Raw genomic sequence first — 14,819 nt, 5'->3', positions numbered from 1 at the left:
TCTCCTTATTTAAGCTCTTTCTTTAAAAGATTATATACATTATTAAATTCATTTTTTTCTATTTCAATCTCTTCCCATATTTCATCTGCTTTTAAGCCCTGTGCTACAAGCATCATTAAGCCTCCACAAACTTTCTTTCCATTCCTTTTCCCATACTCTATAAATCGCGTTTCTATTGGATTATATATTAAATCTACTACACACTGAAAATTTTTAATCACTTCTTCTGAAACTGGACTTTTACCATCATTTGGATACATTCCAACTGGAGTTGTATTTATAATAACATATCCTTCTATTTCATTTAACTCATTATAATCTATAAGTTTAATTTTTTTATTTTCTAAGCTTTTATCCTTTTTATCTCTTGAAACTAAATATATCTCTTCTGCTTTTTCATCTAATAAATATTGAAGAACTGCCTTGCTTGCACCACCTGTTCCAAGAACTACTGCTTTCTTATCTTCTACATTTATCTCTTTATCTAAAAGCATATATTTAAATCCATAATAGTCTGTATTATATCCAATTAACTTTCCATCTTTATTTAAAATAGTATTTATAGCTCCAATTTCTTTTGCTTCAACTGAAACATCATCTAGAAAGTTAAATACTTCTTTTTTATATGGAATAGTTACATTAACACCTTTTATATCTAAAATTTTCATCCATTTTCCTAAATCTTTAATATCTTCTTTAGGAATTTGAAATAATTTATATGAGCCTTCTATATTAAATTTAGTAAATATATACTCATGTATTTTAGGGGACAATGAATGCCCTAGTCTTTCACCTACTAATCCGTAATAATTCATTTTTCTCTCCTAATTAAATTCCTTTTTTATACCAACCTAACACTTTAAAATATTCACTACTTCCTTTTATTCCATCTAATGCTCTTAAAACTATTTCATTTTCTAAGCTACCTTCAAAATCAACATAAAGGAAATACTTCCAATTACCATGTTTAGTTGGTCTTGATTCTATTCTTAACATATTTATATTATGCTCTGAAAAGCTTTCTAAAAGACTACAAAGAGTTCCTGCCTTGTCTTCTAATGAAAATACTACACTTATCTTATTTGCACCCTCTTCTTTTAAAAGCTCTTTTGAAATAACTATAAACCTTGTATGATTATCATTTGAATCATTTATATCTTTTTCTATAATAGATAATCCATAAAGCTCTGCTGCTCGCTTGCTTCCTATTGCACCTTTACTTTCATCTTTTAAATCAGCTACAAGCTTTGCACTTGTTGCTGTATTATGAAATGGTATTAACTTTAAATGATCATACTTTTTCAAGAATTTTGAGCTTTGTGCAAAACCTTGACTATGAGAATATACTTCATCAATATCTTCTATTGTAGCTTCTTTAATTCCCATAAGACACTGTTCTATCTTTATGCTAACTTCACCTACAATGTGAAAATCATATTTTACTAAAAGGTCATGTACTTCTGAAATTCCTCCTGTTGATGAATTTTCAACTGGAATTATTCCATAATCTATCTCTCCCTCTTCTATTCCTTTAAAAACATCTTCAAATTCTTCATAATTTTTAGAGTAATTTTCTTCTCCAAAGTATTTTAAAAGAGCTTCTTCTGCAAATGAGCCTCTAACCCCTTGGAAGCCTATCTTGCTTTCCTTTGTTATCACTCTTTTTTTAACCTCTTCAATAGTCTTGTTTTCTTCAAGTTTTCTTCTTTGTAATTCACGGCTAACACCCATCATACTGTTAAAAAACTTTTCTAATTCTTTTTCGTAATCTTTATTTTCTAACCTATTTATATTTTTTTCTATAACTTTTTCTTCTCTTCCTTTATGGAATATAGGTAAGTTATTTTTTTTCTTATAGTTTGCAACACCTAATACTACATCCATTCTTTTTTCAAAAAGTCTTGTAATTTCTTTATCTATTTCATCAATTTCTTTTCTATACGCCTCTAATTCATTCATTTTTAAACCTCTTTCATTAAATCTAGAATTCCTATAGCTGCCATACTCTCTATTACTGCAACTGCCCTTTGTACTATACAAGGGTCATGTCTTCCTTCTACAACTAATTCTTCATTTTCTTTTGTATTTATATTTATAGTATCCTGCTTCTTTATTATTGATGCTGTTGGCTTTATAGCTACTCTAAATATAATTGGCATTCCATTGCTTATTCCACCTAAAACTCCACCATTATTATTTGTTTTAGTTTTTACTATTTCACCATCATAATACATGCTATCATTAGCTTCTGAGCCTAGCATTCTACTTATGTTAAATCCTTCTCCAAATTCAACACCTTTTACTGCTGGCACTGAAAATAAAAGACTTGAAAGTGTACTTTCTATTGAATTGAAGAATGGATCTCCAACCCCCGGCTTTACCCCTAAAATAGCACATTCAATTATTCCACCAATAGAATCACCATTATTCTTTGCTTCTAATATCTTTTCTCTCATTTTTTCATCTATATTTTCTTTTAATGTAGGAAGCTCTTTTTCTTGTAGCTTCTCCATCATATTTCCATCTATATTTATGGGGTTAAAGCTATCATCTTCAACATTTCCAATACTTTTTATATGGCTTACTATTTTAATATTCTTTTCTTCTAGTATTTGTCTACAAATAGAGCCTGCAAAAACTATTGGTGCAGTTATTCTTCCTGAAAAATGACCTCCACCTCTATAATCATTAAATCCATTATATCTTTCATTTCCAGTATAATCTGCATGACCTGGTCTCATTAAATCTTTAAGCTTTCCATAATCTTTTGATCTGTTATCTTTGTTTCTTATGATTCCACAAAGAGGTGTTCCTGTTAATCTCCCTTCAAAAAATCCACTTAAGATTTCCACATTATCTCCTTCTTTTCTCGCTGTTGATAATTTACTTTTCCCTGGTGCACGTCTTTCCATATGGAAATTTATTTTTTCTAAATCTAAAGGAAAACCTGATGGAAGTCCATCAATTGTAATTCCAATTCCAACTCCGTGTGATTCTCCAAATATAGATACCTTTAAATTATTCCCCCATATTCCACTCATCAAACTTTCCTCCTAACTTTTTAAAATCTTCAAAGAAATGTGGATAAGATTTTGAAACACATTCATAATCTCTTAGAACTATTGGGTTTTTACATCTTGTTCCTGCAATAGCTAGCATCATTGCTATTCTATGGTCTTTATGACTCCATACCGAAACTCCACCTTTAAATTCTTTTATCCCTTTTATTATCAATCCATCATGGAGCTCTTCAATATCTCCACCTAGCTTTGAAAGCTCTATCTTTATAGCTTTTAATCTATCACATTCTTTTATTCTAAGTCTTTCACCATTTATTATTCTTGTTTCACCTTCTGCAAGACATGCTACCACTGATAAAATAGGAATTACATCAGGACATCCCTTTGCATCAATGACAGTTCCTTTAAGTCCCATGCTTTTTCCACCAATAGCATTTTCAACTCTTTTAAATTTAACTCCCATTCTTTGGAGAATTCCAATAGTTTCCATATCACCTTGAAGTGAATTTTCTTTTAAGTCTAATGAAATAACCTTATTTCCAATTGCATCTGCACACAAGAAAAATGCTCCTTGAGAATAATCACCTTCTACTCTATAATCTCTTCCTTTATATTCTGAATTTCCTTTAATAATAAATTCCTTATAGCCATTATTTATAATTTCTACTCCAAATGACTTCATAGCATCTATAGTTAAATCTATATATCCCTTTGATTGAAGCTCTCCATCAATAACTATTTTAGAATCTCCATTTAATAATGGTAATACAAACATAAGCCCTGTTATAAATTGAGAACTTACATCACCTCTTATCTTAAATGTATCATTTTTAAGGTTTCCTCGTACCTTTAAATCTAATTCCCCTTCTTTATATGAATACTCTATATTCTGTCTTTCAAATATTTCATAGTAAATTTCTAAAGGTCTCTTTCCTAAATTTCCTCTTCCAACAAAATTATTTTCCCCATTAAATAATAAGCTTATAGGAACTAAAAATCTTAATGTTGAACCTGATTCATTACAATCAATTTTTCTTTTTTCTAATTCCTTATTTTTATTTTCTTTTGAAAATATTCCTTCTATCTCTAAGCATCTATGCTTTCTTACTATAGTAGCACCAAAGCTTTCCATTCCCTCTATTGTTGCTATGATATCATCAGAAAAATCTATATTTTCTATTACACTTTTCCCACTACTTAAACTTGCACATATAACTGCTCTATGTGCCATACTCTTTGAAGGTGGTATATTTACTTCTCCCTCTAAATCACTTTTTATAATCCTATAATTCCCCAAAGCTTTCACCTTTCCTTATTTAAAAAATTCTACATTCGTATCATAAATTTCTGCATTTCCCATTTCTCTAACTAAGATTACTTTTAGTATTTTCCCCATATTTTTCTTATCTAATGCTATTGTTTCTAATATTTCACTTTTAATATTTTCATCCATTTCATAAGGTAATTTATATTTTATTAAAAGCTCTTTTATTTCTTCAGAGTATATATTTTTTGTAAGCTTTTTTTCTTCTGTAATTTTTAAAATATTATACATACCTATTGCAACACACTCTCCATGAGTATATCTTCCATAATTATAAAAGGTTTCAACTGCATGCCCTATTGTATGCCCAAAGTTTAATATCATTCTTTCCCCTAAATCTTTCTCATCTCTTTCTACAATAATTCTTTTTATATTGCAACATGTATATATAATATACTCTATATCTTTTACTAGCTCTTCCTTATCTTTATATTCTACTAGTTTATTATAAAGCTCTTCATCTTTTATTAATCCATACTTTATAACTTCTCCAAGACCATCTATAAGAAATTTCTCTTCTAAAGTTTCTAATACATTTGGGTCTATAATTACTTTTTTAGGTTGATAAAAGCTTCCTATAAGATTTTTCCCTCTTTCTAAGTCAACTGCAACCTTTCCACCAACGCTACTATCTACTTGAGATAAAAGTGTTGTTGGTACTTGAATAAATGGGACTCCTCTTAAAAAGGTTGAGGCTACAAATCCACCTAAGTCACCAATAACTCCCCCACCTAATGTAATTATTAAATCTTTTCTTGTTAATTTAAAATCTAAAAGTCTATTGTAAATAAGCGGAAGAGTATTAAATCCTTTAGTTTTTTCACCAGGCTCTAGAGAAATATAATCTACTTCAAATCCATCTTCTTTTAAAGAATTTCGAACTTTATCACCATAATATCTTTCTACATTATCATCAGTAATTATAAATATTTTATTTCCATTAAATATTTCTTTAACTTCCTTTGATATATTCTCAATTAATCCTTTTTCAATCACTATCTCATATGAATTTTCACCTAAGTCTACAAATAGTTTTTTCATACTCTTCCACCTTTCCAATTTGATTTCTATTATTTAATAATACTTAATCTCATTTATCAATTTTACAACCTTTTTCTCTCTTTAACAAATTTTCTTACAGTTCTCTTCCAACAGCCTTTGCAATTGGTCTTAATTCTTCTAATAATTTACCATATACATCTGGTTTTATAGATTGTTGTCCATCACATAAAGCATTTGCTGGGTCATTGTGAACCTCTATAATAAGTCCATCTGCACCTATTGCAATTGCTGCTTTTGATAATGGTTCTACCATCCACCATTTTCCTGCTGCATGACTTGGGTCTATAACTATAGGAAGATGACTTAATTTCTTTATTGCAGGAACTATACTTAAATCTAATGTATTTCTTGTGTAAGTTTCAAAAGTCCTTATTCCTCTTTCACAAAGAATTACATTTTCATTTCCACCTGCCATTATATATTCTGCACTCATTAAAAGCTCTTCTATTGTTGAAGATAACCCTCTCTTTAATAAAATTGGCTTTCTTGTTTTTCCTAGTTCTTTTAAAAGGTCAAAGTTTTGCATATTTCTTGCCCCAACTTGAATTATATCTACATCTGCATCAAATTTTTCCACATCATATGGTGACATTATTTCTGTAACTATTGGTAATCCAGTATTTTCTCTTGCTTTCTTCAAAAGCTCTAGTCCTTCATATGCAAGCCCTTGGAAGCTATATGGTGATGTTCTTGGTTTAAATGCTCCTCCTCTTAAGAATCCTGCCCCTAAGCTCTTTACATCTCTTGCTATTCCTGTAATTTGCTCTTCTGTTTCAACTGAGCATGGCCCTGCAATTAATGCAATTTTCTTTCCACCAATTTTTTGCCCATTTACATCTATAATAGATGGCTCAGGGTGGAACATTTTATTTGCTTTCTTAAAAGGCTCTTGAACATGCATTACTCTCTCTACATTTCTATTTGCTTCTATTTGCGTTGGGTCTATTCTACTTGTATCTCCAACTAAACCTAATATAGTTAAATCTGCCCCCACTACCTGATTTACAGACACCCCTTTTTTTTCAATAGCCTCTGTAAGTGCTAACCTTTCCTTTTCACTTGTATTTTGTTTTAAAATTACTATCATTAATTTTGCCCCCTTTTAATAAAAAAAAGCCCATCTATTTTTGATGAGCTTTAAATTTGCATTTACTTATGCCTATTAGAATTTAATGGATTTCTAAAAATTAAACTTACATACTCATAACTATAGAACTATTCTTTTTTTCATACACAAAATAACCAGCGCTAAAATAAAAGCCCCAGAATATAAAGTAAAAAAAGCTATAAAATTTATTGTTTAGTTCTAAAGTTTCCTTTCTCATTTTAATTCCTCCATTTCCATTTAATTCCTTTTTTGTTTTTTATTAAGTTTATCACAAGGATTAGTCTTTGTCATTATTTTCCTTGTATTTTTATCATATTAGTATAATTATACTCAATTTTATAACACTTCAATTTTATTAAAGCTTTTCTTTAAGTGATTTTATAATATTGGTGATAGTAATCTTGTAATTGATTCTAAAACTTTTAATGTTGTTCCTCTTTCATTATATTCTTCTTTTGTTATTTCTCTTGAATCTTCTAAATCTTTTTCAAAGCTTTTATAAACTTCCATTGAAATCTTTTCATTATATATAAAGGAATTCACCTCAAAATTCAGGCTAAAGCTTCGTATGTCCATATTAGCTGTTCCAATACTTGAAACTACATTATCAACTACTAATACCTTTGCATGTACAAAACCTTTTTCATAGTAAAATACTCTCGCCCCAGCCTCTAATAATTCTCCTATATATGAACTCGCTGCCCATGCCATAAATTTATGGTCTGGCTTTCCTGGAATAATTATTTTAACATCCACCCCTGATAATGCTGCTATTCTTAAACTTTCTATCATAGTATCATCTGGTACAAAATATGGTGTCGTTAAAGAAATACTCTTCTTTGCATTTGTTATCATTTTTACATATGCATTCTTTATATATTCCTCATTATGATCAGGTCCACTTGTAACTATTTGAATTCCTACATCACCTTTAGTTAAATCACCTTCATATACAAATTTATCTAATTCAGTTATTTCCTTTCCACTTGCATAACACCAATCTAAAACAAATCTTTCATTTAAATCATTAACTGCATTCCCTCTTATCCTTATATGGGTGTCTCTCCAGTTTCCAATTTTCTCATCACGCCCTAAGTATTCATCACCTACATTAAATCCACCTACATATCCGTATTCACCATCTATAACTACAATTTTTCTATGATTTCTATAGTTTACACGGGTATTTATATGTGGTAATATTCCTGGAAAAAATACTGCAAACTCTCCTCCAAGTTCTAAATATCTCTTTAGCTTCTTTTTAGTCATGCTTCGTGATCCCATAGCATCCACTAGAAATCTTACTTCTACACCTTCTTCTAATTTTTTTTCTAATGCTTCTATTATTTCAGCTCCAATTTTATCTTTTCTAAATATATAGTATTGAATATTAATATATTTTTTGGCATTTTTTATATCTTCCAATAAAGATGTAAACTTACCTTCTCCTGTATCAAAAACCTTTACTTCATTTTTACTGGTATATTTTGAATCACAATTATTAAAATTCATTCTTATTAAATCTCTATTGTTACAATTATGCTTCTTTAAATCAAGTATGTCATAGTTCTGTTCCTTCAAAACATTCTTCTTATATTTATCTATTATCAATTTTTCCTTAAATAACTTTTGCCTACTAAAATTTTGACCAAGTAGCACATATATTATAAATCCAATACCCGGTAATATAATAAATATTAAAAGCCATGCCCATGTTGTAGTTGGATTTTTTCTTTCTATAAATATTAATGATATTGAAAATATAATATTTAAAAAAATAATTAATAGTGTTAACCAAAAAAAGTGCATTTCTCTTCTCCTTTTCGCTATTGCTTTCTTATTATACATTATACACATTTATTTCTTTTTATAATACCAAAATTTCTTTTTCTTTCTTTAAAATAACCTAAAAAAATCATGTAGAGAACATTCTCTACATGATTTTTTATCATAAACTTATTTTAACTTTAAATTCTATGATAATTTAACTACAGTTACTCTAGTTAAACAATATTTCAAACTACATCTAGCTGAATTTATTAATTCTACTTCTACTTTATCGCAATCTACTACACTTACTATAGCTGAACTTGCAAGATTTACTAAACAACCATTTCTATTTATTTCTGCAGCCGCTATTCCTACTGGATTACCTTCTGCTAATAATCTAATTTCTGCTAAAGCTCCACTTTCACCTAATGCTGAAGTTGAGAAATTAATTAGATATGATCCTCTTTCTACTAATTCTATTGTACATGAACCTTCTCTATGATAAATAGATGTTCCATTTAAAACAAGATTACTTCCTAAACTAATAGCCGATTGTCCTGCTATTGTTTGACATGAATCTGAACAAATATAAGCATGTTCTACACTTGTACATTTTCCACAATCTCCTTTTGGTCCTCTTGGTCCCTCTTGTCCTCTTGGCCCTTCTGGTCCTTTTGGTCCCTTTGGTCCTTCTGGCCCTTCTGGTCCTTCTGGTCCTTCTGCTCCTATTGGTCCTTCTGGTCCTCTTGGTCCTTGTGGTCCTGTTGGTCCTTCTGGTCCTTGTGCCCCAACTTCTCCAGCTGGTCCTTGATCACCTTTTGGTCCTTGTGGTCCTACTGCTCCATCAGCTCCTGTTGCTCCAGTTGGTCCTTTTGGTCCTTGTGGTCCTTCCGATCCTTTTGGTCCTGTTGGTCCTGCTGCTCCTTCTGGTCCTGCTTCACCTTGTGGTCCTACTTGTCCCATAGGTCCTTGTGGTCCTGTTGGTCCTTTTGGCCCGTCTGCACCTGTTGCACCTTTATCTCCTTTTGGTCCTTTTGGTCCTGCTGGTCCCTCTGGTCCCTCTGGTCCTTGTTCACCTTCTGGTCCTGCTGGTCCTGCTGGTCCTTCAGGTCCTTGTGGTCCTGCTACACCTGCTGGTCCTGCTGGTCCTTCTATACCTGCTGGCCCTGCTGGTCCTTGCGGTCCTTGTATTCCTTCTGGTCCTTCTGGTCCCACTGGTCCTTGTGGTCCTGCTACACCTGCTGGTCCTCTTGCACCCTCTGGTCCTTGTGGTCCTGCTGCTCCTGCTGGTCCTGCTAATCCTTGTATTCCTGCTGGTCCTGCTGGTCCTCTTTCACCTTCGATACCTTGTACACCTTGTACACCTTGTGGTCCAACTTGTCCTGGAACTCCTCTTGGTCCTTCTGGTCCTCTTGGTCCCTCTGGTCCTGCTGGTCCTTCTGGTCCTTCTTCTCCAATTGGCCCTTGATCACCTTTTGGTCCCATTGGTCCTATAGGTCCTTGTGGTCCTTCCGGTCCTACTGCACCTTTATCTCCTTTTGGTCCTTGGCTTCCTTTTGGTCCTTGTTCTCCAACTGCACCTTTATCTCCTTTTGGTCCTGTTGGTCCTTTATCTCCTTTTGGTCCTGTTGGCCCTGTTGGTCCTTCTGGCCCTTCTGGTCCTGGACATCCTTTTGGTCCTTGAATTCCTTGAGTTCCCATTGGCCCTTGTAGCCCTTGTGGTCCTACTGAACCCTCTGGTCCTCTTGGTCCCTCTGGTCCTCTTGGTCCTTTACAACTATCATTACATCCACATGAACTTTCATCTTCGCAAACAAATTTGATTGATGGTCCATTAGTTTCTCCTGAGGCTGCTAGTAAAATTTCACCACTTGCACTATCTGAAATAGTTATTGTAATTCCATTATTAGCAATTGTTCCTTTTATCCAACTTTCTACTAATTCATTTATTTTTACTGAAATATATTTTCCTACACAATCTTTTGTAAGTATTATATTCTTTCTAAATGAAGTAGTTTTTGGTGCTGTAGTATAAGTTACTGTACTTTGATTAAAAGATGTGTTATTGCTAGCTATATCTATGCTAACACTTTTACAATTCCCATTAATTTTTTTTACAAATAACTTTAACTCTGCTTCAACAATTTTACATCCACATACATAATCTGGTAATTCAAATTTTATTAAAGTGTTTGCTATTCTATCATTGCAATTGCACTCATCATATTTACCTACAAGTAAAAATAATTCATTACCGAAATTATCATTTGGATAGTTTGATGAAACAAAAGTATCACAATTTGTGTAAATATTTTTGCTAATCAAAACGCCACCGCCTTTTTTATAATTCAATATATATTTATAATGCTAATATATTTACAAACTACTTAAATGGCTACAAATTATTTTAATCACCATATATTTATATTTTCTACCTCACCTTTTCCTTTATATCTCTACTATTTTCCTTTTGATAGATTTATATATATTTTTTGTATATATGTAGAAATAGATTTTCTTTTATTGTTTTTTAAGATTTTTTAGTTTAATTTGCTTTTATTTCTCCCACTCATTTTTACATTTTTCTCCTTATGTATGATTTATAATTTATTCATATCAATTTTATAGGAGGATTAATGAAAAAAAATTTTATTTTTAGCCTAATTATTTGTACATTATCTCTATCACTAGTGTCTTGTGGTTCCAATCCAGTTACCACTCCTGATACTTCTAATGATATAGATACTTCTGATTCTAATCTAAATAAAGAGGAAGATTCTAAACCTCTCTCAAAAATAAATGTTAAATATCTTGATAATAAAAAATTATCCTATTCAAATATCAATCCATTAAAAGATGATTCTAATATTATCTTTGATAAGGAATATTCTGATATTGAAGGTGTTTTAACTTTTAGAGGTAATAATTATAGAACTTCCCCCTCTTTCGGTGTAAGTTCTATCGATAAAAAAGAATTAGATACATTGTGGACTTTCAAAACTTCTTCTAGCTCTTGGGGCGGTGGTGCTGGATGGACTGGTCAAACATCTTTAGTAAAGTGGCCTGAAGATATAAAAGAAAAAATGAATCTTACCCACTCTTTTAAAAATAAAAAAGATGGAGTTGAAGTTATTTATGCTTCCTTAGATGGAAATATATATTTTCTTGATTTAGAAACTGGCGAAAAGACTCGTCCTAAAATTAATATTGGAAATCCCATAAAAGGTAGCTTAAGTATAGACCCTCGTGGACTACCATTACTTTATGTTGGAGAGGGTATAAATGAAGGCAATCCTCTTAGCTTTAATATTTATAGTTTAATTGATGGAAAAAAGCTTTATGAAATTAAAGGAAATGATAAGGATGCTACACGTGCATGGGGTGCTTTTGATTCTTCCCCACTTATCGATAAAGATACAGATACAGTTTTTGCACCTGGTGAAAATGGACTTATATATAAATTAAAACTTAATTCTAAATATGATAAAGAAAAAAATATTGTTTCTGTTAATCCTAAAGTTAGCAAATATAAATATAATCTTGGTTCTAAACCTGGTATAGAAAGTTCAATGGCTGCCTATGCTAATTTAGGTTATGTAGCTGATAATAATGGTTTTGTACAATGTATTGACCTTAATAATATGAAACCTGTCTGGTTTAAAGATTTATCCGATGATACTGACGCAACACTTACTCTTGACATTGAAAATGATACACCATTTATTTATGCAGGAAATGAGGTAGATAAGCAAGGTGCTGTTGGATATTGTAAAATAAAGAAACTTAATGGCTTAAATGGGGATATTTCCTGGGAAAAATCTTTTAAGTGTGAATCACTCTTAGGTTCTTCTCCTGTAAATGGTGGAATGCTTTCAACACCTGCTGTTTTAAAGGATACTGTTGTTTTTTCACTTTCTAGATATGATGGATTTAATAGCGGTGTTCTTCTTTCTTTAGATAAAAAAACTGGAGATATAGTTTGGGAGAAAAAATTAGACAATTACGCTTGGTCATCACCAACAAACTTTAAAAATTCAAATGGAGATGAGTTTTTAGTTCAAGGAGATTCTGTTGGAAATTTATTTTTAATAGATGGTAAAACAGGAGAAACTTTAGATACTCTTTCTCTTGATGCAAATATTGAAGCTTCACCAGCTATCTTTAATGATACCCTTGTTGTGGCTTCACGAAATGGAACTATTTATGGTATTAATATAAAATAATATGCAAAAAGGAGGCTAAAATTAGCCTCCCTTTTAATTATCTGTTTCTTTGTTGCTTTCTAGCTCTTCTACAGTCAGGACATCTTACTGGCTCATTTTCAAACCCTTTTTCTTTGTAAAATGCTTGCTCTCCCTCAGTGAAAACAAACTCCTTACCGCAATCTTTACATACTATTGTTTTATCCATAAAAAAACTCCTCCTTATTTAAAGACTTGATTAAAACTTATAAATTCTCGAAAATAAGGAGAACCTTATAATTTACCACATCTTTAATTTAAATATATTTCACTTTCACTTTAACAGATAAAATTTATTTTTTCAATATATTTCTCTAAATTTTCAGAAAATTAAAAAATTTATATTTTTATAAAACGCCTCTTATCTCTTTCATAAAAGCTTTAATACTATTATATCCACCATCTTCTTTTTTTATTCTTTTTACAATGGCACTTCCAATAATTATTCCATCAACTTTATCTTTAACTTTTAATACAGTTTCTTTATTAGAAATACCAAAGCCTAGTAACCTTGGAATATCTGTTTTTTCTTTTATTCCATTTAAATAATCATCTATTTCTAAATCTATATTTTTTCTTTCTCCTGTAATTCCATTTACTGATACGCAGTAAATAAATCCACTACTATTTTTTACAATCCTTTTTATTCTTTCTTCTGATGTTCTAGCTACTAATGGAATTAAATCTATCTCCAGTTCTCTGCATTTTTCTAATATTTCTTTTCTTTCTTCTAAAGGTAAATCTGGAATTATAATCCCATCTCCTGAAACCGCCTTAAGCTTTTCTAAAAACTTTTCTATTCCATAACTATATACAACATTAAAATATGTCATAACTACTATAGGAATCTTTACTGACTTTCTGCTTTCTTCTATTATATAAAAAATATCTTCTACCTTTGCTCCATTTTTTATGGCTTGAAGATAGCTCTTTTCAATAACTTCTCCATCTGCTAAAGGGTCACTATATGGAACACCAAGCTCTAATATATCTGCTCCCTCATCTTCTAATATCTTAATAAGTTTTATGCTCTCTTCCTTATTTGGATATGATGCTGTTATAAATGGTACTAATGCTTTTCTATTTTCTAATTTTAACTCTTTAAACTTCCCCTCTATCCTACTCATAATTTTTCTCCATATATTCATTTATAGTTTCCATATCTTTATCTCCTCTTCCTGAGAGATTTACAACTACAATATCTTCTTTATCTAAATTTCCTTTTAATTTCTCCAAATATGCTAATCCATGAGCTGATTCAATAGCAGGAATTATTCCTTCTATCTTTGTAAGCTTAATCAAGCTTTCCATTGCTTCATCATCATTTATAGTTACATATTTAGCCCTATCTATACTTTTTAAATATGCATGTTCTGGTCCTACTGCTGGATAATCAAGCCCTGCTGAAATAGAATACACATCTTTTATTTTTCCGTCATCTTCTCTCATTACATAAGTAAACATCCCATGTAAGACCCCTTTTTTCCCCTCTGCAAAAGCTGATGCATGCTTTCCTGTTTCTACTCCAAGCCCTCCTGCTTCAACACCAATTAACTCTACCTTTTCTTCTATAAATGAGTAGAATAACCCCATGGAATTACTTCCTCCACCAACTGGTGCTAAAACTATATTAGGTAACCTTTTTTCTGCTTTTAAAATTTGTATCTTTGCTTCTTCACCTATAACTTTTTGAAAATCACGTACCATTTTAGGATAAGGATGTGGTCCTACAACAGAGCCTATTATATAAAAGCACTCATTAACATTAGATACCCAATATCTTATAGCTTCATTTACTGCTTCTTTTAAAGTTCTATTTCCTGACATTACAGGAACTACTTTTGCTCCTAAAAGCTCCATCTTTTTAACATTTAAATTTTGTCTTCTTATATCTTCCTCTCCCATGAAAATAGTACATTCCATATTAAACTTTGCACATACTGTTGCTGTTGCAACTCCATGTTGTCCTGCACCTGTTTCTGCAATAATCTTCTTTTTCCCCATTCTTTTTGCTAAAAGAACTTGTCCAATTGCGTTATTTATTTTATGAGCTCCTGTATGGTTTAAATCCTCTCTTTTTAAATAAACCTTAAATCCAACATCTTCACTTAAATTTTCCGCATAATAAAGTGGTGTTGGTCTTCCTACATACTCTTTTAAATAATATTTATACTCTTCTTTAAATTTTTCATCATCTATATATTTTTCATAAGCTTCCTCAAGTTCTATTAACGCATTCATTAAAGTTTCAGGAACATACTGCCCTCCAAACCTGTTAAAATTCCCCTTCATAC

General features: G+C 31.1%; 12 protein-coding genes. 1 reads left to right on the top strand and 11 read right to left on the bottom strand.

Annotation, left to right across the window (positions count from 1 at the left end; all coding sequences use genetic code 11):
- Positions 1–5: 5 nt before the first annotated feature.
- From aroE to ACRC28_RS10385, 8 genes are all read right to left on the bottom strand, one after another.
- Complete coding sequence (gene aroE, locus ACRC28_RS10420; protein WP_438543384.1) at positions 6–815, bottom strand: shikimate dehydrogenase; 810 nt, start codon at positions 813–815, stop codon at positions 6–8.
- A 13-nt stretch (positions 816–828) separates the two neighbouring features.
- Entirely contained in the window at positions 829–1,959 is a 1,131-nt protein-coding gene (gene pheA / locus ACRC28_RS10415; protein WP_438543383.1) for a prephenate dehydratase, read from the bottom strand.
- A gap of 2 nt (positions 1,960–1,961) precedes the next feature.
- Positions 1,962–3,041: a chorismate synthase gene (aroC, locus tag ACRC28_RS10410; RefSeq protein ID WP_438543382.1), complete on the bottom strand. Its 1,080-nt coding sequence runs from the start codon at positions 3,039–3,041 to the stop codon at positions 1,962–1,964.
- The gene (gene aroA / locus ACRC28_RS10405; protein WP_438543381.1) at positions 3,019–4,317 is read right to left on the bottom strand and encodes a 3-phosphoshikimate 1-carboxyvinyltransferase; all 1,299 of its coding nucleotides are present in this window, start codon (positions 4,315–4,317) and stop codon (positions 3,019–3,021) included. Before aroA ends, aroC begins: the two co-directional genes overlap by 23 nt.
- A gap of 15 nt (positions 4,318–4,332) precedes the next feature.
- Positions 4,333–5,385 (bottom strand): 3-dehydroquinate synthase, encoded by a 1,053-nt coding sequence (gene aroB / locus ACRC28_RS10400; protein WP_438543380.1) that lies wholly within the window; start codon positions 5,383–5,385, stop codon positions 4,333–4,335.
- A 94-nt stretch (positions 5,386–5,479) separates the two neighbouring features.
- Positions 5,480–6,493, bottom strand: coding sequence for a 3-deoxy-7-phosphoheptulonate synthase (aroF, locus tag ACRC28_RS10395; RefSeq protein WP_438543379.1), 1,014 nt, complete (start codon positions 6,491–6,493; stop codon positions 5,480–5,482).
- A 399-nt stretch (positions 6,494–6,892) separates the two neighbouring features.
- Positions 6,893–8,323, bottom strand: a complete 1,431-nt coding sequence (gene cls, locus ACRC28_RS10390) for a cardiolipin synthase (RefSeq protein WP_438543378.1) — start codon at positions 8,321–8,323, stop codon at positions 6,893–6,895.
- A gap of 165 nt (positions 8,324–8,488) precedes the next feature.
- The gene (locus ACRC28_RS10385; RefSeq protein ID WP_438543377.1) at positions 8,489–10,609 is read right to left on the bottom strand and encodes a DNRLRE domain-containing protein; all 2,121 of its coding nucleotides are present in this window, start codon (positions 10,607–10,609) and stop codon (positions 8,489–8,491) included.
- Positions 10,610–10,920: 311 nt separating this feature from the next.
- Here ACRC28_RS10385 and ACRC28_RS10380 point away from each other — a divergent pair, with 311 nt between their 5' ends.
- Positions 10,921–12,507 (top strand): outer membrane protein assembly factor BamB family protein, encoded by a 1,587-nt coding sequence (locus ACRC28_RS10380; RefSeq protein ID WP_438543376.1) that lies wholly within the window; start codon positions 10,921–10,923, stop codon positions 12,505–12,507.
- Between the two features lie 37 nt (positions 12,508–12,544).
- On the opposite strand, the gene ACRC28_RS10375 is transcribed toward ACRC28_RS10380, so the two are convergent.
- The 3 genes from ACRC28_RS10375 to trpB all read right to left on the bottom strand — a co-directional run bounded on the left by ACRC28_RS10375 (position 12,545) and on the right by trpB (position 14,817).
- Positions 12,545–12,694, bottom strand: coding sequence for a zinc-ribbon domain-containing protein (locus ACRC28_RS10375; RefSeq protein WP_438543375.1), 150 nt, complete (start codon positions 12,692–12,694; stop codon positions 12,545–12,547).
- 178 nt (positions 12,695–12,872) lie between these two features.
- On the bottom strand, positions 12,873–13,652 hold the full coding sequence (trpA, locus tag ACRC28_RS10370) for a tryptophan synthase subunit alpha (RefSeq protein ID WP_438543374.1): 780 nt from the start codon (positions 13,650–13,652) through the stop codon (positions 12,873–12,875).
- Positions 13,645–14,817: a tryptophan synthase subunit beta gene (gene trpB, locus ACRC28_RS10365; RefSeq protein ID WP_438543373.1), complete on the bottom strand. Its 1,173-nt coding sequence runs from the start codon at positions 14,815–14,817 to the stop codon at positions 13,645–13,647. The genes trpA and trpB overlap by 8 nt, the downstream gene beginning before the upstream one ends.
- Positions 14,818–14,819: the final 2 nt, after the last annotated feature.

This window comes from Clostridium sp., from assembly GCF_051650885.1.
In the GTDB taxonomy this organism is placed as follows: domain Bacteria; phylum Bacillota; class Clostridia; order Clostridiales; family Clostridiaceae; genus Clostridium.
Note: the sequence above shows the minus strand (reverse complement) of the source record. Positions and strands in the feature narration are given on the sequence as shown.